This window comes from Halanaerobium salsuginis, from assembly GCF_900114545.1.
In the GTDB taxonomy this organism is placed as follows: domain Bacteria; phylum Bacillota; class Halanaerobiia; order Halanaerobiales; family Halanaerobiaceae; genus Halanaerobium; species Halanaerobium salsuginis.
In genome coordinates this window covers 26,826-53,651 of the sequence record NZ_FOTI01000020.1, presented here as the reverse complement: position 1 = coordinate 53,651, position 26,826 = coordinate 26,826, and the positions used below count along the sequence as shown (strand labels likewise).

The following is a 26,826-nucleotide window of genomic DNA, read 5'->3' as shown; positions in this document are numbered from 1 at the left end:
ATACGCTGTAATAACTTGCCTCGTTAAAATTTGTACTTAACTTCAACTTACTGAATTCTGATATCAATTCTTAACCAGCTAAAAAAATTCATTAACCATTTACTATATTGAGTCTTCACGAAGTTCGTGAAGATCTAACAGTGACCAATTTACTTTTTGCTATATGTAAAAAACTTTTTGAATTATAATCCCCCAAGTTTATTGTTAACACCTTATAAAAAATATTAATTATTAGTTCTTTAATGGAGAAAGTTAATGAATTATAGTTAGCGATGCTCAAACCTTATCTTTTATCTTTTTAGCTGATGTTTAGTTATTATTGCGTATAACGTTACTGGGATTTAAGAAGTTCGTGAGGTCTAGGGCGACCGCCCTTACCGAACGAATTTGGATGGAGCGAAGCGAAATCTTCAATCCCATGTTATGCGCTGTAATAACTGGCTGCGTAAAATATTTTATCTTTCTTCAACTTACTGAACAATGATATTAACTCTTAACCAGCTAGTACTTCGTATATTCTGCACTATATTAAATCTTCACGAAGTGCGTGAAGATCAATCAGTGACTAATTTATTCTTTGATATATGTAAATAATTTTGTAAATTATAATTGTCCAAGTCTATTGTTAAAACCACTTGAAATCTGCAGTGATTATTTTCTTCATTTGGAGGAGCTAGTTCATAGCAGTAAGCGATGATCCAACCCTTCTTTTATCTTTTTCTCTTATTTGCCGATGTTCAGTTATTATTTCGTATAACGTTACTGGGATTTGCGCTCGTGCCTGGTTCCGCTAGGAACTGGCGTAAAGCTTGCGTTTTCATATCCGTGATTGGTTAGCCTGCAAGCTTTATGACAGAAGGCATGACGCTAATCCCATGTTATCCGAAGTAACTATATTACATAAACTCTTTATAAAAACTATCCATTTCTATAAAAAATTGTTGAATTAATTTTAAATCAGATTCTTCATCTAAATTGCTTTTTATTTTTGTTGCAAGGTTTAATTTAGATAAATCTCTATCTTTTTCTAGATCAAGTTTCTTAAATGCCTTTGAAAACTTTATTAAACCTGCCTCTTCATGATGTTCATTTTTTCGAGCTTTTAATAGATCTTCATTATTTAATGAGCTATTATATAACTCATTTATACTTTTTAATAATATATCATCACTAATTAAATCTTCAATTTCACATTCTTCATATTCTTCTTTATCTAACGAGATAACCCTTAACTTGTTAAAAAAATTATCTTCTTCAATTTTATCTTTTGCATTATTTCCTTCTTGATCTTTGTCTACTAAAACAATAGTTGGTAATTCCATTTGAGATATTAATTTAGAAAAATAATGTAAGTTAGAAGCTCCCTGAGCACTTAACAAATTAATATCTTCTTCACTAAAACTAATTAAATCTTTATCATGTAATATTTTTATTATTTTTGGGAATATAATTTTTTCAGTAGGTCCTTCAACAAGTAAATTAAATTCTCCTACAAATAGCGAATCGTTAACACCTAAACCTAAGTCCTTTCTTATGTCAAACCAATTATTTCTATAACTTTCTTTTAATACTTTTGTATGCATTTTATTATTTCTTTTAACATGATGGACAGATTTATGATTAAATTTATCAATAAAAATTGGAGAATGTGTTGTTAAAAAAATTTGTATAGAATATGCTTCAGAAATCTCCCTTATTCTTTTAAAAAGTCTTTTTTGTAATGAAGTATGTAAATTAGATTCAGGTTCTTCAATACCTAAAATAATATTTTCTGGTTTTTTCAATAAATTAAAAGAAAAAACTAATCCTAAGTAAACTAATTGTTGTAAACCAGAACTTTTATTCGATAATAAATTACTATTTCCGTAACTATCAATTACATCAATGCTATAGGTATTATCATTTTTTATATTAATTGAAATATTAATGTTTGTATTTAAAATAAATTGTAAAAACTGAGAAGCATTAGTTTCAATTTTTCTTCTTTCATTTGAATTATTTATAGAATATAGTTGCTGCAAATCATCTGAATTAAAATTAATTTCATTTAAATCACCAAAATAAATATATTTTGGATTATTTTTAAAAAAGCTATTTTTAGACATATTTATATATTTGCCTTGTTTTTTTAACATATATTTTCTATTATTTTCATTCAAATCAATTTTTAAACTTACCTCATTTTCATTATTATTAAACATATTGGAAGCATTAGCAAAAACAATTTCCATATAAATGTTATCTCTATTATTTAAAAATGAATCAAAAGAATTTGCAATCTCATCTTTTCTTAAAGTACCTTGACGAGTAAAAAAAATTTCAAGAGCCTTTAAAATATTACTTTTTCCTACATTATTTTTTCCAACTAATATATTTAAACCTTCTTGTATCTCTTCAAATTTAAAATCTACTAAAGTTTTATAACCTGATATAGCTATTTCTTTAATATACACTTTTTAACTCCTCTCTTGGTTATAGTTATTTCGGATAACGTTACTGGGATTTGCGCTCGTGCCTGATTCCGCAGGAACTGGCGTAAAGCTTGCTTTTTCGTATCCGTAATTAGTTAACCTGCAAGCTTTATGACAGAAGGCATGACGCCAATCCCATGTTATGTGCTGTATGCTGCCTAGCAGGCAGATTGGGAGGTCCGAGGAGGGACCCAATCTGTCCTGCGGTTAAGCATATTTACTACTCTTATCTTTTTATATTTGATTAATGCTTTAACAACTTCATTGACTATCTTTTTTTCTTAAAATAGTTAAGCTCATTGCAAAATTCTTTTCTATATTTCCATCAAATTTATTATTTATTAGTTCTTTAATCTCATTTAAAAACTTATTTCGTTGCTCTGTTTCCATTGATAGTGTTGGTGAATATGTATTTAATAACTTAATATACTCATCAGCAGAATAACTGATATCAACAGGATATGTTTCAAAAAGTACTTGTTCAAAAAAATTATTATCATATTCTTTTGGTTTAAGTTCTTTTTCTAATATTGGTTTTAATTTGTCATTATATTTTCCACCGGGTTTATATTTTTTATAAATAGGCTGACAAGCATAAAAAAATTTATCTTCTTTCTCTTTTGAAACATGATTAGTATGAATAATTGCTAAATGACCACCCTTTTTTAATATCTCATATGGTTTACTAAATTTAATCTCTGATTTTATCCAGTGAAAAGCAGTTGCAGAATAGATTAAATCAAAAGATTTATCTTTTAGATCAATATTTTCAAAAGCTCCTGTAATAACCTTGAAATTATTGTTATCTGCAAACTTTTTTCGAACAAAGTCTGCAAGATCATTCCCTAGTTCAACTGCAGTAATATTAAATCCTCGTTTAACGAAAGGTTTGGTTGCCTGGCCAGTTCCAGGACCAATCTCTAAAAGTTTAGCATCTTTTTGTAACTGAGCAGTTTCTATTAAATTATCAAAAAGTTGTTCAGGGTAATGTGGTCTAACTGAATCATAAAGTGTTGTTACTTTGTTGAAAGTAGTCCGCAAATCTATATTTTTACTCATTTACTAACCTCCACTAAAAACATTAATTTAAAAAATATCATGTAAAATTTATATCGATTATTTATTAGTATATTTCCTTAGTCAAAAAAGTAGGAGGTCCAAGGAGGTGCCTGCTTTTTTGACTTATACCCCAGCAAGAATACTAGGAAACTGCAGCATATTGCACATAACGTCCTGAGCATTTGCGACGTGGCTGTCCTGGTCTTTAGGTTGGCGCATCTCTTGCCTTCCCTCAACATTTTCAGCTTAAGCAGCTGCAAGAGATGTGACAAAAGTCATGTCCCGAGGGGCGACGGCCGTTTTACAGCTTAGCTACAAGCTTAGTCAGCGCCAATGCTCTGTTATGTGAAGTTGAAATATTTTAACTTAATAATTCACTAATATCGTAAAGGTATCTTTGATTTTTTTACTTCAATTTCATCTTTATAACCTTGATGATACAAAAAAGAACTTAAACCTTTTTCAGCGATATCAATAGAATTTCTTGGTCCAATAGTCAATGAGTTTATTGGAATTACATTAAAATCAATTTCAATATAGGGTATTAAAGCCCCATTTGAAATTCTATGTTCTATTACTTTCTTTATAATACTTTGGTCTTCAAAAGTAACAATCATTCTACTTTCTTTTTCTGATTTAAAAGTTTCTTGTTTAAAAAAAATAGTAAACTTTTGTAGAGTTTTTGCTAAATTTATTAATAGTTTATTAGTATAGTATTCGCTAATATTATTATTTTTATAATCATTATATACATTACCCATTCGATTAATTATCTCCATAATAATCTCATTCTGCATATCCTCATCATAAATGACATCATCAATTATGATGTTAAAATCTTTTCCTATTTTTGCATCTGATCTACCAATATTTTGATTAAATAAAACTTCAACTGATTTTTTGGTTAGCGAAAATAAATCAGTTGAAATAAATCCAATATTATAACCTTCCATATTTGAATAATAAGACCATAAAGGTAACGAATCATAATCTTTTGAAAAAGATATAATAAATGAACCATATTCAAATTGATTTGGTTTTACTATATAATCGAATATTTTATTCATACATTTACCATTAAATCTAAAGTTTTCATAACATAATTTCTTGATTTTCTCTATAGCATAAATGTATTCTTGTTTATCATTCATATAGTCAGCCTTTGTTAACCATAATTTTTTATTTTCTAGAATACTATTTATAGCATTTATATTTGTATAATGATAAATCTTCTCTTTTTTGTTATTTAACTTATTAATTTGATATAAACCAGAGAAATATTTATTATATTTTTTTTCTAATTTACTCATTATTCTTACCACCTTTATTTCAATTTCACATAACTCACTTATTCATGAACTAACTTTCATTAATCCCTTAAAAATAAAGATCTTAACGAACTTTATTTCATTAACATCATATATAAATATAAAAATAAACAATATAATAAATATTCAAGAAAAGTAATAATTATCCTTTGCATAATTATTAAAAACTCCCTATATTCAGATTAATAAGAAGTTTTTATAAATAATTATTTTTTTAAAAATATCCATATTCCAATTTAAACTACCATTATTTCTGTGCCAATTCATCATAAAAATCTTTAAGATGTTTTTCTCCTCTTTTAGGAGCTACCATATCCATTGCCAGTACAGTCAAGAAAAACTCAACTGGACCATAAAATTTTTCTGAAGTAAATGTTCTTACTAAAAACAAACTAAACTTTCTTAAAAAGTCTGGCAAATGAGTTATTTTAATTTCCTTATTCAGAGCATTATAGGCTAGCCGGGCAATTTCATTTTGAGTCAATATATCAGGTCCACCAATAATTATTTCCTGCTCTTTTTGCTGCAAAGACAACACACAAAGTGGTGCTAAATCTTGACCATGAATTGGATTAGATTTAAACTTACCATCACCAAATAAATAAATTCTCCCTTTACTTGCCATTTTAAAAAAATCTGCCATATCAGAAAAAAATCCAGTTGGCCTAATGATACAATAATCAAGCCCAGAATTTTTTAATTCTTCTACAAAACGCTCTTTAGCTGCACACATTTTTAAATTTTTTAATTCTTGCCCTTTAAAAACAGAAATATAGCTAAATTTCTTTACCTGACTCCGCCTGGCTTCAAGCAGCAAATTTTTGTTAGCCTGATAATCAACATCCATATATAAAAAATCATCTTTTTGTCTTGTAATACCAACTGTAGAAATAACATAATCAACATCATGACAGCAATTTTTAATAGTTGCTGGCTTAGTTAATTCAGCTTCAATTACTTCAATATTTTTAATATCAACAGGCAATTTTTCTGGACTGCGAACAATTACTTTAACAGCATAATCACTCTCCTGCAGCTCCTTTAAAATATAACTGCCAAGATAGCCAGTTGCACCAGCTAATAATACTTTTTCCATTTTTTAATCACCCTGACTATTTTAATATTATTTTCTCTTTTTAATTATTTTTAGAGACTCCCTGATTGTTAAAGTTGGTAATTTTATTACTTTAATAAACTTTTCCACTGCAGAAGGATTAGTTTTAGAATACTCTCTCAATGCCCAACCCATTCCTTTTTGGATAAAGAATTCTTGACTTGTTTGTAAAGAAAAACATAAATTAAATAATAAAGCTTGATCTGTTTTTTCTTTATAAGCTAATTGAAATAATAAGCAAGTTCTTTGTAACCAAATATTATCACTGGCCAACCAACGATCAGTAAATGGTTTAATCTGAGCAGGAAATGTTTTAAAATAAGAACCGATCAATTTTTTAGCAATTACATCAACCGTATCCCACCATGACTTATTAAGCAGCATAAATTCAAATAAATCAATAATATCCAGCTGATACTGCTGTTGATATTTTATGAGAAGTTCAGTCCCAACATATTGGTATTCCCGTTCTGGTAAAGACCACATTTTCTTTATTACTAATTCTATATTATTATAAGCAGGTCGCTGTTCTTTTTCAAAAAATTCACCAACTGCTTTTCTTCTTGGTTGAGCTTTAATTCCGAAAAAATCAAACTTTTTCTGCATATAATTACTCATTTTAATAGCTGATTCTGGATCAGCTAGCTTTGCTAATTTTGAGCTTATCCGATCTACATAAAGATCAGCAGCAAATTTTTTCTCCATTAATAAAGCTCCTTTACAATTATATTTAAGTTCACCTATATTTTAATCTCATTCTAAAATTTTAAAAAATAAAATAAACTAAAAACTTAGTAATAATTAATAGTCTTTAATTCTGGCAACAAAAAAACTCTTTAATTTTTCTGGTAAGAATCTAATTACTTTATTTAAAACACCTGGAATAATAACTTCCTTACCTTGAAAAAACTTACTATATGTATATTCAGCCACTCTTTCTGCTGACATAGAAAATGGAGGAGTTTCCATACCATCACGGTTAAAAAAATTAGTGTTGGTTGTACCTGGACAGAGTGTACTTATCTGAACCCCTTTATTTTTAGCTTCATAGTGGATTGCTTTACTATAACTTAAAACAAATGATTTACTGGCAAAGTAGGTGCTAGTATATGGTCCAGGTTGAAAGGCCCCCATTGAAGAAACATTTAGAATCTTGCCTTTTTTATTTTGATACATTTCCGCTAAAAATAATTTACATAATTCAACTAAATTAATTATATTTAAAATCATCATTTTTTCATCATCCTGAAAATCTATCTTCTCTGTTGCACCTATTTTACCAATTCCAGCATTATTAATCAGTATTTCAATACTTAAATTAGCAGACTTTAAGCGGCGGTAAAGCTCTGCAGCTGCTCCTAACTTTGCCAGATCTTGTTGGTAAATTAATACTTCTCGACCAAATTCGTTCTGTAGTTTTTCTTGAGCTTCTGTGAGCTTGTCTTGACGTGATGCAACAATAATAACCCGGTGATCATGTTTAAGAAAAGTACGTGCCAATTCAAAACCTATCCCACTTGAACCACCTGTAATCAAGGTATATCCCATATTAGAACCTCCCTTTGCTAAAAATAACTTAGCTTAAGTTTATCTCATTTAAGTAATTATGTCCATAAAAAAAGAAAATACCATCCTGATTTGGATGGCATCAATTTAAAATTATCTTATTATGACATATTTAGTTATTAGATCAATACTACTCAAGAACATTCCGCTAAACTTCAATCCTTGTTGTAATGGATTTAGTAATTAGACCTGAAGAAAAGATTGGATATTCAAATAGCTTTGAGTTTCAATCCTTGTTGTAATGGATTTAGTAATTAGACAACTAAGCAAATGAGCGAGGATATGCAAAATCAGTTGTTTCAATCCTTGTTGTAATGGATTTAGTAATTAGACTAAGATAATTTCAGTTTGTGTTGAAACTTTTAGATCAAGTTTCAATCCTTGTTGTAATGGATTTAGTAATTAGACTGGAGTTCCTTATTTAGCACCAGTTATTGAAGCTTTGTTTCAATCCTTGTTGTAATGGATTTAGTAATTAGACCCGTTTTTTAGTAACTTGCCTGTTATTACGGCTATAATAACTATTTGCTTAGAATTTTATTCGGCTAAAAGTTATGATTTTTGACTGCAAAAACAGTCTTTTTTAGCTAAATACCGCGACTTTGACCATCCTGACCAAATATGATGTAACTACAGTTATCAAGGTTCGCAAAAAGTAAAGCAAATAAATTTGCCTCAGAATTTAATAAATTTAACTATAAAACTCTATAAACTAACCTGAAATTAAATATAATTTACTTCTACTTATTATTTCAAGCCAGGATAAAAAAATCCTGCAAAATTAAAAATAATATATTAATAGTTAAACATTAATTTGTTGCTTTGAATAAAATTTTTTAATAAAATAAAAAAGACAGCCACAAAGGCTGTCATGTAAGTCTTTTAAATGGCGCGCCCGACAGGATTCGAACCTGTGGCCTACGGATTAGAAGTCCGTTGCTCTATCCGGGCTGAGCTACGGGCGCTGGAGCGGGAAACGAGACTCGAACTCGCGACCCTCAGCTTGGAAGGCTGATGCTCTAGCCAACTGAGCTACTCCCGCAAAAAAATAAAATGGTCGGAGCGAAAGGATTTGAACCTTCGACCCCCTGCTCCCAAAGCAGGTGCGCTACCAAACTGCGCCACGCTCCGATATTAAAGTTGTCTCAGAAAAAAACTTTTTCCGCGACAGCAATTAATAGTATATATTAAATGCCGCTTTTGGTCAAAAATAAAAACGGCATTTAAATGCTTTGAGAAGTAAATAAAATTTCAATACTTCTTTTTACTCCATATATCTAGCTTTTAACTCCTCTTTCATTTTCAGCAGTGAACGACCGCGATGACTTACTTCAGCCTTTTCTGACTGGCTAAATTGCGCCATTGTTTTATCATATTCAGGTAGATAAAAAATAGGATCATAACCAAAACCATTTTCTCCAACTGGTTGCTCAGCAATTAATCCCTCACAACGTCCTTCTACTACTATTTCAATTTTATTAATTGGATCAACTAAAGCTAGAACAGAAATAAAAGCAGCCGTTCTCTGCTCTGTAGGCACTCCTGACAGCATTTTTAGCAACTTAAGGTATTTTCCCCTATCACTAAGATCTTCGCCGCCAAAACGAGCCGAATAAATCCCAGGTGCTCCAGCAAGATAATCAACTGAGAGCCCAGAATCATCGGCCAGAACAATTTGCTTTAATTCCTGAGCTCTCTGCCTGGCTTTTTTTAGAGCATTTTCCTGATAAGACTTACCATCTTCAATTACCTCTGGTAAATCTAGTTTTGGATCAAGCCCTACAAACTCCAATTCTAAATCAGAAAAATAATTTTTGATCTCGGAAATTTTATGTTGATTACCACTACCAATAATAATTTTTGTTTTCACCTTATTCACCAACTAGAGCCAATTTTTGCATTTCAATCAATTCAGCAGTTCCTTTTTCAGCCAGATCATAAAGCCTGTTAAGTTCATCTCTAGTAAAAGGATATTTTTCAGCAGTACCCTGAATCTCAATAATTTCACCTGATTCAGTCATTACCATATTCATATCTACCTGGGCTTGAGAGTCTTCTTCATAACATAGATCAAGCAGTGGTTTACCATCTACAATTCCCACACTAGTCGCTGCCATATAATCAGTTAGAGGATTTTCTTTTAACTGACCTTCTTTAAGTAAATAATTAATAGCATCAACCAGGGCAACATAGGCACCTGTTATAGAAGCAGTTCTAGTACCTCCATCCGCCTGTAAAACATCACAATCGACCCAAATTGTCTTTTCTCCTACTTTATTCAAATCTATCACTGCTCTTAAACTGCGGCCAATTAAACGCTGTATTTCCTGGGTTCTACCACTTAATTTGCGGCGGGCAGCTTCTCTAATATTTCTCTCCTGAGTAGCTCTTGGTAAAAGAGAATATTCAGCAGTTAACCAACCTTTATTTTGCCCCCGTAAAAAGTAAGGAACTCCATCTTCTATTGAAACATTACATAAAACTATTGTATCCCCAGTTTCTATTAAAACAGATCCTTCAGCATATTTAGTATAATTTCTGGTAATTTCAATTTCTCTCAATTCAGCTTCATTTCTACCATCTTTACGCATTATTATCTTTACCTCCCAAATTAATCTAAAAACTAATTCCTAAAAATATTATCTTCTTTAAAATTTAATTCATCTAATTGCAAAAATTCTCTGCCATGCTGTAAAAAATCTTGTGAGACTCTACTTAAATCACTAACTAAAAATTGATGTTGGCCTGATACAGCAGCAGAATTACGAACTAAGTTATTTAAAATTAAATTTAATTTAACTTCCCGGGCCACCTCATAGGCTGGATTAACCAGTTTAACTTCAGCTCCCATTACCTCTGCTATTACAGCGGTTAGATAAGGAAAATGAGTACAGCCTAAAATTAAGACATCAACTCCTGCCTCCCTTAGTGGCTCAAGATAAAATTCTGCTGTAGATTTAACTTCTGGCCCGGTAAACTTTCCTTCTTCAACCAGCTCAACAAACTCAGGACATGATCGGGCAAAAACCTGATCTTTCTCAGCTAAATTAAAAATAGCTTTTTGATAGGCCCCACTATTTACTGTACCTTCAGTTCCAATCAAAGCAATTTTACTATTTTTAGAAAGATTAACCGCCTTTTCAACAGCCCCATTAATAACTCCAAAGATTGGAATATCAAATATTTTTTGCATATAAGATAAAGCTGCTGAAGTTCCAGTATTACAGGCAATAACAACTGCCTTAACTTTCTTTTCTGTAATTAAATAGCGAATAATTTTTTCTACATAATCACAAACTAAATCTAAATCTTTGGGTCCATAAGGAAGATGTAGAGTATCGCCAAAATAGATTATATCTTCTTCCGGCAGCAGCTTAAAAACTTCTCTGGCTACAGTTAGCCCTCCAACCCCTGAATCCAACAGACCAATTGGCCTTTTAACATCGTCCAACACAACCAACTCCTATTAATTTAAAATCAATTTCCTGCAACCAGTTTTTGATTGTATCTTAAAGGTCGGCTTAAGTCAAGATGACCAACCAGTGAATCAATCTGCTGCCCATCAATCAAAATAGTTACTCGATCTATTTCGGACAGCGCAGTTAAAGTATTGACAATCGAATAAACAGTTAATGTTTCCCCAGCACTGCCTCCAGAATGATTATCTCGTAGAGCAGTATTAAAATTTAAAGTAATTGTTTTGGCTTTTATCTGATAATCAATTAGTTTAACTCCAGCTGGTATTGTAGCTTCTAAATCTGCAGTTTGAGGGCCTTCAATTAAAGCTGCTACTAAAGCCCTGTATTTATCTTCAGCTATTGTTAATTCTCTTTTTTCACTAACAAGTAAACTTCCAGCTTGATTGGCAAAATAAAGCTGGAATTGATTATCTTCTATCAGAAAATTATTTTTCAGTAAAAAAAGCAGATAAAAGCAAGCAGCAGCTAAAAGCAAAAGCCTGATAATTAATAATATTTTACGTTTCTGACCAGGATTTAAATTTAATTTAAACTGCATTTCTACCGCCCCTCTTTTTCCTCTAAATAATCAAGTATTCCATCAACAATCAAACTTGCTGCTTTTTGTTGGAATTTACTACTGCCAAGTAATTTTTCTTCACGAGGATTGGAAAGAAAAGCAACTTCTACTAGAACAGAAGGCATTTTTGTATATTTAATTACATAAAAATTACTTTCTTTAATACCCCGATCGTTTATTCCAAGTGATCGCCCAAGTTTATCATGGATCTTCTCCGCAAAAAGGCGGCTGGCTGGATTAGCATTATTATAATGAGTTTCTACACCACCAGAGCTGGGATTAGTAAAGGAATTAGCATGGATACTTACAAATATTTCTGCATTAATTTTATTAGCAAACTTAACTCTTTTCTGCAGAGACAAGAAATTATCTTTGCTCCTGGTCAAGAGTACGTTATGTCCCTTTGCCTTCAAAATATTTCTGACTTTTAAAGCAATTGCTAAATTACAGCTCTTTTCATTTAAACCATTTCTACCTATGGCTCCAGGATCAAACCCACCATGGCCAGCATCAACTACAATCAAATGATCTTTAATTTGCGGCTCTATTTTTTCAGACTCATTGAAATATTTACGTGCCAGAGCTATTTTAATCTGAGAACTACCAGGTGGACTTTCAATCTTATGACTATAATAATTACTAAGTTCAAAAACAAGCCTGGTAACTTCCTCTCCTTCCAACATATAATTACTACTGCGGATATCTTTAACCAGAGGAGCATAGTATTCTGGCAGCTTAAGCTGATCAAGATTATTATAAGTATTTTTAAAATCAATTACTAGCCGATGAGGATAATTAAATTTTTTAATTTCATAATCAGTCTTACCAGTTAAATCAATATTTAAATACTGATAATTTTGATTTGCCTGGCTGGTAATTGACTTAAACTGATTTTTAAAGCTAATAGTATATTTAAATAAGCCACTTTCTTTATGCTCTGTTAATTCATAATTAGTCAGACTGGCTAAATCTGCTACTAATCGTACAGTCTGGTCATCAAAGCGGGCTGTCCTGACTCTTTTTAATTTAGAATCATTTATCTTTAACTGATCTCTAACCCCGCTTCCTCGCTCTGTATTAAAAAGGTTAATTACTAAACGCGGTGGTTTAGTTAATAGAAAAAGCTCTGGTTTAAGAGCTGAACTGGCATAAAAACTCAGCTGACCAGAATGATAATCTAAATTTGTTATTTGAGCCCGCTGGCCCGGTCTAAAACTTAAAATATTACTATTTACATTATTTAAAGGCTGAAAAACTTCTCCTTTACTAAATTGAACCTTAACTCTTAACACAACTGGATCAAGACTTTTTTGAATAACCTTAACTGATTTTACTAAAGGATTATCCTGTAGATCAAGCTGATAGTTACCAGTTACTACAGAGGGTATATCAACCAGCATTTCCTGACCATCATTTAAATATTCAATTTCTGGATCACCAATCTCACCTGTAGCCTGAATATTCAACTCATTATTAGCATTAAAGTAGATTCTCTTCAGCTGAGGTAAGAAACTCAGAATTAAAGCATCATCAGTTTCATAAACACCTCCATCAAGCTGAAAAGGAATAGGATTTTTGCTTTTTATTATTAAACGTAGGAGAGCGCGATTAGGTACATTAACTACTTTAAGGTAATAATTATTATTAGAAACATTATCACTAAATTCTTTATCGATTCTTGCCTTATCAATCTCAATAGTAATTGTACGGCCATCCTCACTATGTAAGACTCGATAAGGGGTTATTTCATTCATTTTTATCCGCAGTTGATTACCATCTTCCTGCCAGCTAACGTCACGAATTGTTGTTTCTGGTTGATAAATATAAAGTTCCTGATTATCCTGCTGATATTCTAATAAATAGCCAAAAGCCTCAATTGTTTTGGCAAGTGGTACATAGGCTTGATTATCAACTAGCTGTAAACCAGACTTTGTTTTAATTGCATTATTTCCAATCTGAATATAAGTACTGGCTGCCATTAATTTAATATTTACTCCTTCAGATTTCATTTCTAAAGACTTAAGAGCAGGCTGCCAGCTTAATTTTGTATTCAATAATTCTGCTAAATCCCTGGCTTTAATCAAAAGTTCTCCATTTTGATTAATAGTATGAATCTGAGCAGTAATATTCTCTCCATTAAAAAATATTGAATTCTGCGCTAAAACAGCTGGGGCAATAAAAATTATTAAAAATATAATAGCTAAAAATATAAATATCTGTTTTAATTCTGCTGCCAAGGGATTTCCTCCTTCTTAAAGATTATAAATATCACTAAATTCTAGCTCTATTTTATTAAGCAAATTATCAGGTGAATAACTTTTCTGACCAGATTTTGGCTGATCAAGCTTAACTTTTGGTAAATAAACACTAAACTTAGTATAAATCCCAAAAATACTTTCAACCTCTATTTTACCAGCATGCATTTCAATAATCGACTTTGCCAGAGCCAATCCAATCCCGCTGCCCTCTCTTTTTTTATGGAAACTCTGATCAACCTGGCGGAATTGTTCAAAAATAATCTCTTTATTTTCATTTCTAATTCCCATACCAGTATCGCGAAAAGTTAAGACTATCCAATTTTTTTCTTCTTTAACTTTAAATAAAATTTCATCTCCCTGATCACTAAATTTAACTGCATTAGATAACAAATTCAGAATAACTCGCTCAATATTAAAAGGATCACAGGCAATTATCTTTGCTTCAACTTCTGTTTCAAAGCGAAAATTTCTCTGCTTCTGTTGCATATAATCCCTAACTAAATGAGCAACAGAACGGCTTAATTTTACAATATCAAAATTAGCCAGATGCAGTTTAAAAGAATCTACATCTATTTTAGTAATATCAATCAAATTATTAACCAGACGCAGCAAACGATAACCATTGTTTTTAATTGAAGCTAGATAACTATAAAATTTATCAGTTTTAGCTGCTGGATTACCGCTCTTTAAATGAAAACTAAATAATTGAAGACTAGAAAAAATTAAATTAAGCGGAGTTTTTAATTCATGAGATATATTGGCAAAAAATTGAGTACGCAGCTCACTATATTTTAATTCTTCTTCTTGATTTTCTATTTTTCTTTCAGCAGCTAATTTCCCTGTAATATCATTGGCTATTGAAATAATTTCAATTATATTATTATCTCTATCTCTAATAACAGCACTATTCCACTCACAATAGATTTCCTGGCCTGATTTAGTTAAATTACGATTAATATGATAACTATCTGCACCATCAAGAACAGACTCCATAAAATCAGTCAATTCACCATACAAATTTTCTGGAATAATTAAATTATAGTTTTGACCGATAACTTCATTTTTTTGCCAGCCAAAAATTTCTTCCGCTTTCTGATTCCAATCAATTATTCTTGTCTGCTGATCAGAAACTACAAAAGCAAGGGGAGCCTGATTAAAAATACTCCGATAACGTCTTTTATTACGATAAAGTTGTTTATCCTGTTCCAATTTTTTGGTAATATCATCAGCCAGACACAATAAAAAATCAACTTTCCCCTGCTCATTTACGTGAGGAATAGTTTCTATTTCAACTGTCCTTATTTCTTCTAAAAGCTCAATTTCAAGCCTTGATTTTTCAGGCTGACCGTTAATAAATAAATTTTTCTGTAAATCCTTTATTTCTGCAGCTCTGCCTATTTCAATAATACTTTCAAGATTACTGCCCTCTAGATCAGCAGTCGAACAGCCACAAAACTCAGCCATATTCTCATTGACTATACCAAATACACCTGGCTTAGTAAAGGTATAAGCAATTTGATCGAGATTATAAAACAAAAACTCAAAATCAGCTGAAAATTTAACCATAATCCCAGCTCCTAACTAATTTTATAAATTAACCTGCTTAAAAACATCTTGTAAATCTGCTTCAATTCGGTTAATATTTAATAGTTTAAATTCTTCATTTAATTTAACAGCCCGCTTAAGTACTGTTTGATCAATTATTAACCATAACTTAAATGATTCATCTTCCAGCTGATATTCTTCTCCTGGTTTTAAAAACGATTTTAATCTTTCACTTAATTCAAAATTATTACTTGCCGGATAAGCAAAACTGAGTTCAAGAAAATTTTTATGCAGACTATCTTTAAATACTGCTGGTTTATCAACTGCAATTAAATTCCCCAGACTAATGAAAGCAACCCGATCACATAAACGATCGGCCTCTTCTAGATAATGAGTACTAATCAAGATACTCTTACCCTGTTTTTTTAGTTCCAGGACTTTATTTCTAATTATTTCCGCTGAAATAGGATCAAGTCCTCCTGTTGCTTCATCAAGAATAAGTAATTCTGGATCAGCTAATAAGGCCCGACAGATCATCAGTCTCTTTTTCATACCTTTAGAATAAGTTTTGACTGCTCGCTTAGCTGCTGTTTCAAGTTTAAATTCAGCCAATAAGTTATTAACCCTCTTTAAAGAAACTCCATTAATTCCAGCAAATAATTTTAAATTATCATAAGCATTTAAACGTTCATATAAATTACTTTCTTCGAAAACAACTCCAATTTTAGCTTTTATATCTTCACTGATATTCCGTCCCTGCTTACTGCCAAATAATTTAACCTGACCAGCAGTAGGGTTTAAAATACCAATAATAATTTTAATTAAAGTCGTCTTACCAGCTCCATTTGGACCTAATAAACCCATTATCTCTCCTCGCTTAACCTGCAGACTAATCCCTTTTAAAACTTTCTGCTCAGCAAAAGATTTTTTTAAATTAACAGTAGCAAGACTGAACTCACTCATCTTCAGCTGCCTCACTCTCTCCTAAGATAGGTTCTGGGTCCCAAAAAAGTTGATAGCCAGATTCTGTCTGCTGAACATAAACTTTTTTATCAGTTTCTTTTTCTCTTCTTCCAAAACGATTAAATTCAAGCAAATATTTAACTTCAACTGCATAAAATTTTGGCTTATTTGAAGAAACTTCTGCTGTATAAGTAAATTCGGAAGCTATTTGCTGTTGATTAATCTGGCTGCTGGATCCAACTTCAATATCTTTGTATTCTAATTCATATTTAGAGAAATTTTTTTGTTGAAATTTAAGATATTCCTCTTTAGTCAAAATTGCTTTTAATTCTGGTACAAAGTTTTGATAAACCACTGCAAAATTTTCTATACTATATTCATGATAAATATACTCTACAAAGTCAATTTCTGAATTGAATTCCCGGGCTAAAGCTGGATTTCCAACTAAATTTAATAAAATAATTATCAATAAGCCAAAAATAAGCAGTAAGTTTTTTTGGAATTTAATCAGCAATAGTATCAGCCTTTCTTAAATAAAAATAAATAATAAAATAAAATAAAAGTGCAAATAATGATAAACTAACTAGCGGTCCTAAAACAGCAAACTGATTACCTCGATAAACTAATAGTTTATCAAGTGCCTGATAAAGATAATAGCTTGGAAAAAAACTAGCTAATTTTTGGGTCAAGGGTGAGAGATCAGCAATTAAAGCTGGGAATATAATTGGGAAATAAATAATTGTAGAAATTGATCTTGTTGCAGCTTGAGAGCCACTAATAAAAGCAATTAATAAACCCAGAGCACTAAAAGTTAGTGCTGCCAGAAAAACTGTCAGGATAAATAATAAAATTGAAGCAAAACCTACAGCCAATAAATTATTCAAAAGCCCCATTAAAAAAGCAGTAATTAAACTTAAAATAACTGCCAGTAAACTTTTAGCTGCAATCAACTGCCAAATATTAACTCGTGTTACCAGTAAAGCTGCTAAAGTTTTATTATCTTTTTCTTCAGCCAGTGAACCAGAAATAAGCATCAAACCAATCATAGTAATCGTAACTGTAATCCAGATTGGCAAAATAGAGCTAACACTATCAAATTCTGTCACTGGAGCAAATTCTAAATTAAGCTGATTATCTAATTTATAATACTGCTGCAGTAAATCAGTAATGTTTTCTTTTAAAATAAAAAAATTGATTGTATCTCTGCTATCAAGATAAATTTGGTAATGATCATTTGAATTAGTCTGTCCTTGCTCATAAACTATTAAAGCATCAATTTTACCAGCTGCCGCATCTCTTTTTCCGGCTGTAAATTGTCGATAATTTTTGAATTTAATATTACTATAATTATCAGCTACAAATTGCTGTAAACTACTGCTTTTCTGACCAGTTATTCCTATTTCAAAATCACGCACCAGCTGCTGGCTGTTAACTACCGAAAACATTAAAGAAGCAAATAAAGGCAAAAAAATTACAATTAAAGCAGTTCGATTCTGCAATGATTCCTTAAGATCTTTTCTTAAAAGCAAAAATACTATTTTAAATTTTTGAACTAAATAATTCATCCAGTTTTATCCCTCAATTCTACTCCAATAAATACCTAGCTGTTCTCAATAATTACCCTAATTGAGTCTAACTGCTAAACTTAACAGATATACGAAAAGAAGGGAGAAATTTTAAATTCCTCCCTTTTATCTTTATTACGGAGCCATTCTATTAAAAAAGTAAACAAGTGCCCAGATAATTACTACAATTCCTACAAATTCTGCCATAAATATCCCCCTTTCAAATCTAAAAATAATAAATTTTTCTGCTTACTATAAATAGTTCTCTAAAAAAGTCCTTTTCCCTTTTATTGCCGGACAAATAAAATTAATAGCTAGATTAAAAATTTAATTAAGATTAGCAGCTTCCACTTCCAGTTCAGGTAATAAGTCAATAAAATAAACTGGAACCAACAGTTTATGATTAACCTGTAATATTTTATTAGGTAATTCTAATTCACCATTTTCTGTTTTAATAACTTTGCTGTCCACATTAAGCATATAGAAATGGCCACCATAAATTAATAAGTAACGACCTGCTTCTAAATTGTGGAGAGTAAAATCAAGCTCTGGCTGCAGATTATCTAATACAACCATTGTCTGTTCTGTAATCACCTGCGGTTTAAGTGAAAAATCATTATCTTTAAATTTAACTTCTAGAGCAAGAGAATTAATACTCAGACTAAAAACTATAACAATTAAAAAAAACAAACTAAACTTAGCTCGTAATTTCACTCTAATCCACCCCACTTTTTCTTAACACTAATTTTTTTACATTATTTAATTTATTCTAAGTTACTAACAATATTCCTGCCTGAGAATAAAATTTCATAAATTTTTCTGCTTATGTTATAATATTTAGTTAGAGATTAACTAAGGAGGTTAGCTATTTATGAAAAATTTAAGTAAAATATTTATTACTTTCTTTAAAATAGGATCTTTTACATTTGGTGGCGGATATGCCATGCTGCCTATTATAAAAAAAGAACTAGTTGATAATTTGAATTGGATTACAGAAGAGGATATTTTAAACTATTATGCAATTGGGCAAAGCACACCTGGAATTATAGCAGTCAATACTGCTACAATGACTGGTTATAGTTTAAAAGGAATAAAAGGCGCTCTAGCTGCTACATTGGGTTTTATCAGTCCCTCACTAATTATCATTACATTTATAGCAGCTTTTTTTAAAAAGTTTCAGCAGTTAGCGGTGCTGCAAAATGCTTTTGCAGCAATACAAATAGCTGTAGTAGCTTTGATTATTGATATAGTAATCAAAATGTGGCAAAAATCAGATAAAAGTCATTTGAGTATGTTAATTTTTTTAGCTGCTTTTTTTAGTCTAAGTTTCCTCAATATTTCTCCTGTTTTTGTTATTCTAAGTTCAGCCTTTTTAGGAATTATAATTCAATACTGGTCGGGGAATTTAAAATCAGAATTTAAAACTTATCAAAAAGGAGATAAAGATAAATGATTTATTTTATTCTTTTTTTAGAATTTTTTAAAGTAGGTCTTTTTGCTCTGGGAGGCGGATTGGCAGCATTACCTTTTTTACAAAATCTTATTATTAAATATGGCTGGTTAACTACAGATCAGCTTCTAAATATGATTGCTATTTCCGAATCAACACCTGGGGCAATTGGAATTAATACAGCTACTTTTATTGGTTTTAATACTGCTGGTATAGCAGGGGGAATTATCGCTACTTTGGGTTTAACTGCTCCTTCAATTATAATTATTACAATTATTGCTCATTACTTTCAAAAATTTAATCAGCATCCTTTAGTTAAGTCCGCTTTTACTGGTATTAGACCAGCTGTAGCAGGATTAATTGCTTCAGCAGCCTTTAGTCTGGCTGCAGGAAATATTTTTTACTTTGAAAATTTATCTAATGATTTTAGTCATTTTTTTAATTATAAAGCACTTCTGCTCTTAATTATAATTTTTATTGCAATTCGCAAGCTGAAAAAGCATCCGATTTTTTACATAGTTTTTGCTGCTCTGATCGGTATTATTTTTAAGTTTTAATTTACTTGCAAAATACTTTTTTCTCTATTATAATTGGTATAGACCACATGTTGTATATTTATCTATAATAATTGATTTTAATAAACTCTTGTTTTAAGGAGGTTTTTAACTATGAAAAAAATAAATAAAAGCAGTCCTCTCCCTCTTTATTACCAGTTAAAAGAAAATATTCTAGCTGCTATCCAGGCAGATGAATTTACCGCTGGAGAACAATTACCAGCTGAAAGGGAATTAGCAGAATATAATAATATTAGCCGGATGACAGTAAAAAAAGCGGTTGATATTCTGGTAGATAGTGGCTATCTCATCAGAAAACAGGGTAGTGGAACTTTTATTACTGATTACCAGGATAACTATAGCATTTCTCCTCTTTTAAGTTTTAGTCAGGAAATGCAAAAAAAAGGATTAGATTATAAAACTAAGCTGCTCAAATTTGAAATAATACCGGCAGCTGAACTGGCTGAAAAGTTGAACTGTCAGCCAGACGATAAAGTATATCATCTAGAAAGGCTGAGAATAATTGAAGCTCACCCTTTTCTACTGGAAAACACCTATCTTCCCAGTTATTTGTTCCCTGAGCTTAGTAAGCAAGAACTTAGTAATAGCTCACTCTATCAATTGATTCAAGATAAATATAAGCTTAAATTGACTAATGTCGAAGCTGAAGTAGAAGCAATTATGTTTAATGATCAGATAGCTCAAAAAATGGATTTAAAAGCTGGCAGTTTAGGACTTTATTTTGAGCAGTCAAGCTTCGATGCTCAAGAACAGTTAGTAGAATTTACTTCTGCTTATTACAGAAATAATAATTATAAATTTAAATTTAATTTTAATCTGACTTAATTTATCAAATATAGTTGAATTAAAATTTTAATTTAAGTAAAAATTGATAAGAAAGGATTGATTTGAATGAGAATAATTGTAGAAAAAGATTATCACAGCATGAGTAAAAAGGCAGCTCTCATGTTATCTAGTCAGATTACTTTAAAAGCAAATAGTATTCTGGGCCTGGCAACAGGCGGAACTCCTCTTGCTATGTATGATAAATTAATTGAAATGTACCGTGAAGGTGAGGTTGATTTTAAACGAGTCCAAAGCTTTAATTTAGATGAATATTGTGGGTTGGCAGCAGAAAATGAAAACAGCTACCACTACTATATGCAGCATAACTTTTTTAAAGATATAAATATTAAAGCAGAAAATATAAATATTCCTGATGGCTCAAGTAGTGATCTAATTCAGGAATGTCAAAATTATGAAAATAAAATTAAACAGTCTGGTGGAATTGATCTCCAGGTGCTTGGTATCGGCGAAAATGGTCATATAGGTTTTAATGAGCCAGCTGAAAAACTAAATGTTGCTACCAATATAGTTGAATTAACTGAAGAAACAATTAAAGCAAATAGTCGCTATTTCGCAAGTAAAGATGAGGTTCCTCAAAAGGCTATTTCGATGGGTATGGCTACAATCCTTAAGGCTAAAAGAATAATTTTATTGGCTAGCGGCAAAAACAAAGCAGAAGCTATTGCTAAAACAGTTAATGGTAAAATATCAACCCAAGTTCCAGCTTCTTTACTTCAGAGTCATCCCAGAATTACTCTCATTGTTGATCAGCAAGCAGCTTCTTTAATTAATCAATCCGAACTCTCAGCTAATTGTTATCTCGAAATCTGTTAATAAAAACTCTGGAAAAGATTCGATAAAGTTTAGATATTTATCCATTTTACTCTGCAAATAATTATAATCATCACCAACCATGGCAACTCCTAAAACAGCAGACTTTATATAATCTTGTGCTCCTACTTCTGCTGCAGAGAAATTAAATTTATTCTTAGTTTTCTGCAGCAGACTCTTTATTATTTGACGTTTATCTTTTAACGTCATCGCTCCTGCTAAATATAGTTTAATTTCACAACTTGCTACTAACATTAGTTTTCTCCTCTGCTATTTTCAACTGTGCTAACTTCCTGATTTAAAATTTGTTCAGACTGATTAGCTAGATAAATTGTTTGAGTTGGGAAGGCAAACTCTATGCCTAATTGATTAAATTTTTCTTTTAAAGCAAAATTAATCTGCTCCTGAATATCCATATAAAGTTTATAGTCACTATCAGTAACATAATAAACCACCTGAAAAAGCAGACTAGAACTTGCATATTCAGCAAAATGAGCTCGATCAAACTCTGTTTTATCAAGTGAAGTTATAATTTCCTGGACAAGCTGAGGAACTTTTTTTAACTTTTCTAAAGAAGTATTATAAGTTAAACCAAAACTAAAGTTAATTCTTCTTTTCTGCATTCTTTTATAATTATTAATCCGCGAATTAACTAAGTCAGTATTAGAAATAATAATCTCTTCCCCACTTAAACTTCTAATTCGAGTTGTTTTAATACCAATATGTTCAATAGACCCCTTATAATCACCAGTAATAATGAAATCTCCAATATCAAATGGCTTATCAAAAAAAATGGTTATATAATTAAATAAATCAGTTAAAATATTTTGAGCAGCAAAAGCAATTGCTACACCACCAATACCAAGCCCGGTAACCAGACCAGTTATCTCTATATTTAAGTTATCCAGAATAAATAAAGCTGCAATAATCCAGACTAAAGTTTTAATTAAAAAGACTGTAGCTCCCAATAATTTCTGCTGTTCATAACTCTGCTGCCTCTTTTGCCAATATTTTTTTAAACTATAAACTAATAAATCAAGCAGAGCTAGCACTGTCAAAATAACTGTTAAAATCATTAAGATATAATTTATAAACCTGGCTGCCCTATTTACTACACTTAATTGATGAACAGCTAAATAAATAGCCAAGATATATAATAGAGGGTAAGCTCTTTTTTTTATAATTTTCCTCAATAAAATAGCAAACGAGGTTGAAAACTTTTTAATTAAGAGATTCATTCTAGCTAAAATAAATCTATCAAATAATTTAATTACTCCATAAACTATCAGTAAAAAAAGCAAAGCCAGTAAATAATTAAATAGGCTGTTATTTAAAACCATTGTATTTAAACTTAAACCCTGCATTAAAATTCAGCCTCCTCTTATGAATTTTAAACTGATCAAAATAATTATAAATCGTTTATCCTTAAATCCAACTTAAACATTAGTTATTTTTATTTAATTAAATATATAATACAATAATTAAATGTAAAAGTTAAATTTCCTGCTCATAATTTAGTTAAGTTAATATTTTTATTAAAAAAATATTTGTAGACATAAAAAAACGAAAGTCAACAGGTCGATTTAAAGACCTTTAAAACTTTCGTTAACTACTTATATAATTTATAAGAAAATTAAATCAAAAAATAACCATAGGCATAGGTTATATTGTGGATATTAATGGTGGAGGTGGTGGGAGTCGAACCCACGTACTGAATAGCTCACCCAGTAGTTTCTACGAGTGTAGTCCAATTATTAGTCTTACATTAAACACTCCATTGGACTGGATTATTTAATGCCAGCCTGAATTTAATGTCCTTTATTCACCCAGACAAGAGAATAAAGTAAGTCTGCTTTATATGACACCTGAGACGATTCCACAGACAGGACTCACTCAGGCGTTAACTACCTACGCGGCAGCTAAAGCGTAATTATTATCGTTTGCAGATAATTTTATAGTTTCCAGTGTTTTAGCGAGTGAAAGGAACTCCTCGACCCGCTTCCAAAAGGTTCACTATCCAGGCGAAGCCAGAACACCCCCGAATTTCAGCAATTATTCAATTTTGCATAATAATTATAACTTAAAGGTCAGATAATGTCAAATTAATTTTAATAATCACCTTTTTGCTGCCTTCTAAATGCTTTTTCGATCTCTCTTTTAGCTGTTTTTTTAGCTAAATCGCGTCGTTTATCATGCTGCTGCTTCCCTTTGGCTACTGCTAATTCAACTTTACAGAGGTTTTTCTTTAAATAAATAGTTAAAGGGACAAGCGTATATCCTTTTTGGGTTGTATAACCAATTAATTTTCTAATCTCATTTTTATGCAGCAGCAGTTTACGCTTACGTTCCGGCTCATGGTTATAACGGTTTCCTTCTTTGTAAGGACTGATATGCATATTATGCAAATAAACTTCTCCCTGCTCAACTAGAGCAAAGCTATCTTTTAAATTAACCCGATGATTACGAATTGATTTAATTTCTGTTCCCTTTAATTTAATACCTGCTTCATAAACTTCTTCTATATAAAAATCATGGCGAGCTTTTTTATTACGACTAATGATTTCAATATCCTTTGCTTTATTTTTTGCCATCACTAACACATCCTTAACTTAATTTTTCAACCAAACTAAAATCAAGTTCCCGTTTATCCCGATTAACCCGGGCCACCTTGACTTTTAATTCATCACCGATTCGGAAAATTTTCTTTGTCCTTTCTCCAATCAAATGATATTTTTCTTGATCATAAAGATAGTAATCATCTTTTAAATTTTTAATATGGATTAAGCCTTCAACAGTATTTTCTAATTCAACAAAAATACCAAAGCCAGTTATTCCACTAATGATCCCAGTAAATTCCTGATCAACTTTATCTTCCATAAATTCAATTTTTTTCAAATCAACTGAGTCACGCTCAGCTTCCATAGCTCTTCTTTCCTGAAGTGAACACTGATCTGCTATTTTAGGTAAGAGATTTTCTAATTCTTCCTGACGCTGCTCACTTAGATAGCCTCTAGTAACTGTTTCCTTAATTATCCGATGTGCAATTAAGTCTGGATATCTTCTAATTGGAGAAGTAAAATGAGTATAATGAGTAATTCCCAGACCAAAATGACCAATATTTTTTTCTGAATAAACAGCTTTTTTAAGAGATCTCAATAAAACTGTTTCAATTATTTTTTCTTCTTTTGTTCCCCGCACAGATTCTAAAATTTTCTGTAAAGATCTAGGATGAATCCCATTTTTAATTCCTTTTAAAGAATAACCAAAATTATGGATAAACTCATTAAACTGCTGCATTCGATCAAGATCAGGTGATTCGTGAACTCGATAAATAAAAGGCAGTTCTCTCCAGGCCATTTCAGCTGCCACCACTCGATTAGCAGCAATCATAAATTCTTCAATTAACTGTTCTGCTTCCCGATGCTCTCTTTTAACAAGATCAACCGGTCTACCGTCTTGATCAAGTTTAACTTTAACCTCGGTAAAATTAAAGTCCATACTACCTTCTTCAAATCTATTTTTACGCAGACGGCTACGTAAATCATTCATCATTTCAAGTTCTTCGACAAAATCACTATATTTATCCTTTAACTCAGCTGATTTTCCAGTCAAAATTTGCTGAACTTGATCATAGGTCAGGCGATGATTTGATTTTATCAATGATTTTGCAATTTTATGATCAATAATTTCAATACCGGATTTACCATATAATTTATAATCAATAAAAACCGACATAGTTAAACGTTCTACTGCTGGATTCAAACTACAAATACCGTTTGATAATTTCCGGGGCAGCATAGGTATAACACGATCTACCAGATAAATACTGGTGGCCCGCGAAAATGCCTCTTCATTAAGTTCACTGCCTGGTCTGACATAATGGCTAACATCAGCTATATGCACTCCCAAACGATAAACATCAGATTCAATTTTCTCAATCGAAACTGCATCATCCAAATCTTTAGCGTCAGCACCATCAATTGTAACAAGTTTTAAATCTCTTAAATCAAGGCGTTCACTTTCATTTTCTAAAACCTCTGGATCAACTGTATCAGAAATATGCTTAATCTCTTTTAAAACAGCTTCTGGAAAATCTCCAGGTAGATCAAGCTGCCTGATTATTGCCTCAATATCAACTCCAGGTTCATCTTTATCTCCCAGTATCTCAATTATTTTACCTTCTGGATTACGATTACCTTCTGGCCAACGAGTAATTTTAGCTACAACCTTCTGACCATTATGTGCTTTATTTAAAGCATCAGGTGGAATAAAAATATCATTGCAAATTCTTTTATTATCTGGAATTAGAAAGCCATAATTTTTAAACTTTTCCAGATTACCAACTATTTTCTGATTAACCCGTTCAATAATTTCTGCTACTTCTCCAGCCTGACTTTTACCTCTACCAGAGCGAATTAAGCGGACAAATACTTTATCATTATGCATTGCACCATTCATATTAGCTGCTGCAATATAAATATCATCTTTTTCAGGATCATCTGGAATTAAAAAGGCATTCCCAGAAGCAGTTTTTTCAATTCTACCCCCAATTAAATTAAACTTTTCCGGAACCCCATAAAGTCCTTTTGAATTTTTAAATATATGACCAGATTTAATCAATTCTTTTAATAAATCAGCAAATATTTTTTGTTGATCTTTTGGTATTGAAAATTCCTGAAAAATTTCCTGTTTACTTAATGGACGATGGACATCATCTCGTAATTTTCTTAAAAGTTCACTTCTAGCACTCATTAATAATCATCCCCAGTCTTTTTTAAGCTTCTAATTACCTTCGACAAATTTAGCCTCTGCTTTTGCCTTTAAATTACCAGACTGATCATAAATAAAAGCAGAAGTATAATGAATTCGAGCAATCCTGCTTAAATGAGAATTTTTATAAACACCTTTAATCACTAATTTTTCTCCAACTTGAGCTGGTTTTTTATAGCGAATATTTAATTCAGCTGTAAAAGCCTTGATACCTCTTTCACCAACTGCATAAGCCATTGCTTCATCTAGTAATGTAGCTAAGATACCACCATGAATTACTCCTGTATAACCTTGATGAATAGGTTGTGGTGTAAACTTAGCTTCAACTTCTGTTTCTGATATCCTTTCAAATTTTAAAGCAAGCGAAATCGGATTCTCTTTACCACAGGCAAAACACATTCTGTCATCTACATCCGGCACCATCTAATCACTACCCTTCGCAATAAAATCACCATATTTAACAAAAAA

The 26,826-nt window shown here is 31.1% G+C and carries 25 protein-coding genes, 3 tRNA genes and 1 other RNA gene; 4 read left to right on the top strand and 25 right to left on the bottom strand.

Annotated elements, in window-relative coordinates; genetic code table 11:
* Positions 1–896 precede the first annotated feature (896 nt).
* From BMZ74_RS07915 to BMZ74_RS07825, 19 genes are all read right to left on the bottom strand, one after another.
* The gene (locus BMZ74_RS07915) at positions 897–2,453 is read right to left on the bottom strand and encodes an ATP-dependent nuclease (protein WP_076543404.1); all 1,557 of its coding nucleotides are present in this window, start codon (positions 2,451–2,453) and stop codon (positions 897–899) included.
* Positions 2,454–2,732: 279 nt separating this feature from the next.
* Positions 2,733–3,530: a class I SAM-dependent methyltransferase gene (locus BMZ74_RS07910; RefSeq protein WP_089861709.1), complete on the bottom strand. Its 798-nt coding sequence runs from the start codon at positions 3,528–3,530 to the stop codon at positions 2,733–2,735.
* A 377-nt stretch (positions 3,531–3,907) separates the two neighbouring features.
* Positions 3,908–4,840: a DUF2971 domain-containing protein gene (locus BMZ74_RS07905; protein ID WP_089861708.1), complete on the bottom strand. Its 933-nt coding sequence runs from the start codon at positions 4,838–4,840 to the stop codon at positions 3,908–3,910.
* A 265-nt stretch (positions 4,841–5,105) separates the two neighbouring features.
* Positions 5,106–5,954: an SDR family oxidoreductase gene (locus BMZ74_RS07900; RefSeq protein ID WP_089861707.1), complete on the bottom strand. Its 849-nt coding sequence runs from the start codon at positions 5,952–5,954 to the stop codon at positions 5,106–5,108.
* A gap of 27 nt (positions 5,955–5,981) precedes the next feature.
* On the bottom strand, positions 5,982–6,677 hold the full coding sequence (locus BMZ74_RS07895; RefSeq protein WP_089861706.1) for a DNA alkylation repair protein: 696 nt from the start codon (positions 6,675–6,677) through the stop codon (positions 5,982–5,984).
* Positions 6,678–6,773: 96 nt separating this feature from the next.
* A complete protein-coding gene (locus tag BMZ74_RS07890) occupies positions 6,774–7,520 on the bottom strand; it encodes an SDR family NAD(P)-dependent oxidoreductase (protein ID WP_089861705.1) in 747 nt (248 codons plus the stop codon).
* 905 nt (positions 7,521–8,425) lie between these two features.
* Positions 8,426–8,503, bottom strand: a tRNA-Arg gene (locus BMZ74_RS07885).
* Positions 8,504–8,580: transfer RNA gene (locus BMZ74_RS07880), tRNA-Gly, on the bottom strand.
* 12 nt (positions 8,581–8,592) lie between these two features.
* Positions 8,593–8,669, bottom strand: a tRNA-Pro gene (locus BMZ74_RS07875).
* A 133-nt stretch (positions 8,670–8,802) separates the two neighbouring features.
* On the bottom strand, positions 8,803–9,408 hold the full coding sequence (locus BMZ74_RS07870) for an XTP/dITP diphosphatase (protein ID WP_089861704.1): 606 nt from the start codon (positions 9,406–9,408) through the stop codon (positions 8,803–8,805).
* Position 9,409: 1 nt separating this feature from the next.
* Positions 9,410–10,129, bottom strand: a complete 720-nt coding sequence (gene rph, locus BMZ74_RS07865; protein WP_089861703.1) for a ribonuclease PH — start codon at positions 10,127–10,129, stop codon at positions 9,410–9,412.
* A gap of 32 nt (positions 10,130–10,161) precedes the next feature.
* The gene (gene murI / locus BMZ74_RS07860; protein WP_089861702.1) at positions 10,162–10,992 is read right to left on the bottom strand and encodes a glutamate racemase; all 831 of its coding nucleotides are present in this window, start codon (positions 10,990–10,992) and stop codon (positions 10,162–10,164) included.
* Between the two features lie 23 nt (positions 10,993–11,015).
* Positions 11,016–11,555, bottom strand: a complete 540-nt coding sequence (locus BMZ74_RS07855) for a GerMN domain-containing protein (protein WP_089861701.1) — start codon at positions 11,553–11,555, stop codon at positions 11,016–11,018.
* 2 nt (positions 11,556–11,557) lie between these two features.
* Positions 11,558–13,813 (bottom strand): N-acetylmuramoyl-L-alanine amidase family protein, encoded by a 2,256-nt coding sequence (locus tag BMZ74_RS07850; protein WP_089861700.1) that lies wholly within the window; start codon positions 13,811–13,813, stop codon positions 11,558–11,560.
* A gap of 15 nt (positions 13,814–13,828) precedes the next feature.
* Positions 13,829–15,400 (bottom strand): sensor histidine kinase, encoded by a 1,572-nt coding sequence (locus BMZ74_RS07845; protein WP_089861699.1) that lies wholly within the window; start codon positions 15,398–15,400, stop codon positions 13,829–13,831.
* A gap of 21 nt (positions 15,401–15,421) precedes the next feature.
* Positions 15,422–16,342, bottom strand: coding sequence for an ABC transporter ATP-binding protein (locus tag BMZ74_RS07840; RefSeq protein ID WP_089861698.1), 921 nt, complete (start codon positions 16,340–16,342; stop codon positions 15,422–15,424).
* Positions 16,335–16,856, bottom strand: coding sequence for a hypothetical protein (locus BMZ74_RS07835; RefSeq protein WP_089861697.1), 522 nt, complete (start codon positions 16,854–16,856; stop codon positions 16,335–16,337). The genes BMZ74_RS07840 and BMZ74_RS07835 overlap by 8 nt, the downstream gene beginning before the upstream one ends.
* On the bottom strand, positions 16,846–17,907 hold the full coding sequence (locus BMZ74_RS07830; protein WP_089861696.1) for an ABC transporter permease: 1,062 nt from the start codon (positions 17,905–17,907) through the stop codon (positions 16,846–16,848). Before BMZ74_RS07830 ends, BMZ74_RS07835 begins: the two co-directional genes overlap by 11 nt.
* Before the next feature lie 327 nt (positions 17,908–18,234).
* Positions 18,235–18,621, bottom strand: coding sequence for a hypothetical protein (locus tag BMZ74_RS07825; protein ID WP_089861695.1), 387 nt, complete (start codon positions 18,619–18,621; stop codon positions 18,235–18,237).
* A 157-nt stretch (positions 18,622–18,778) separates the two neighbouring features.
* Here BMZ74_RS07825 and BMZ74_RS07820 point away from each other — a divergent pair, with 157 nt between their 5' ends.
* The 4 genes from BMZ74_RS07820 to nagB all read left to right on the top strand — a co-directional run bounded on the left by BMZ74_RS07820 (position 18,779) and on the right by nagB (position 21,591).
* Positions 18,779–19,360, top strand: a complete 582-nt coding sequence (locus BMZ74_RS07820; RefSeq protein WP_089861694.1) for a chromate transporter — start codon at positions 18,779–18,781, stop codon at positions 19,358–19,360.
* Entirely contained in the window at positions 19,357–19,914 is a 558-nt protein-coding gene (locus BMZ74_RS07815) for a chromate transporter (RefSeq protein WP_089861693.1), read from the top strand. Before BMZ74_RS07820 ends, BMZ74_RS07815 begins: the two co-directional genes overlap by 4 nt.
* Before the next feature lie 111 nt (positions 19,915–20,025).
* Positions 20,026–20,757 (top strand): GntR family transcriptional regulator, encoded by a 732-nt coding sequence (locus tag BMZ74_RS07810; RefSeq protein ID WP_089861692.1) that lies wholly within the window; start codon positions 20,026–20,028, stop codon positions 20,755–20,757.
* 66 nt (positions 20,758–20,823) lie between these two features.
* Positions 20,824–21,591, top strand: a complete 768-nt coding sequence (gene nagB / locus BMZ74_RS07805) for a glucosamine-6-phosphate deaminase (RefSeq protein ID WP_089861691.1) — start codon at positions 20,824–20,826, stop codon at positions 21,589–21,591.
* Here the strand turns inward: nagB and BMZ74_RS07800 are convergent.
* From BMZ74_RS07800 to BMZ74_RS07775, 6 genes are all read right to left on the bottom strand, one after another.
* Positions 21,562–21,843, bottom strand: a complete 282-nt coding sequence (locus BMZ74_RS07800; protein ID WP_089861690.1) for a DUF503 domain-containing protein — start codon at positions 21,841–21,843, stop codon at positions 21,562–21,564. The genes nagB and BMZ74_RS07800 overlap by 30 nt on opposite strands.
* Positions 21,843–22,952, bottom strand: a complete 1,110-nt coding sequence (locus tag BMZ74_RS07795; protein ID WP_089861689.1) for a mechanosensitive ion channel family protein — start codon at positions 22,950–22,952, stop codon at positions 21,843–21,845. The genes BMZ74_RS07800 and BMZ74_RS07795 overlap by 1 nt, the downstream gene beginning before the upstream one ends.
* 316 nt (positions 22,953–23,268) lie before the next feature.
* Positions 23,269–23,628: a transfer-messenger RNA gene (gene ssrA, locus BMZ74_RS07790) on the bottom strand.
* Positions 23,629–23,696: 68 nt separating this feature from the next.
* Positions 23,697–24,179 carry an SsrA-binding protein SmpB gene (gene smpB, locus BMZ74_RS07785; protein WP_089861688.1) on the bottom strand — a complete coding sequence of 161 codons (483 nt, stop codon included), beginning with the start codon at positions 24,177–24,179 and terminating at the stop codon, positions 23,697–23,699.
* Positions 24,180–24,192: 13 nt separating this feature from the next.
* Positions 24,193–26,340, bottom strand: coding sequence for a ribonuclease R (gene rnr, locus BMZ74_RS07780; RefSeq protein ID WP_089861687.1), 2,148 nt, complete (start codon positions 26,338–26,340; stop codon positions 24,193–24,195).
* 30 nt (positions 26,341–26,370) lie between these two features.
* Positions 26,371–26,781, bottom strand: coding sequence for a PaaI family thioesterase (locus BMZ74_RS07775; RefSeq protein ID WP_245750853.1), 411 nt, complete (start codon positions 26,779–26,781; stop codon positions 26,371–26,373).
* Between the last annotated feature and the right edge of the window lie 45 nt (positions 26,782–26,826).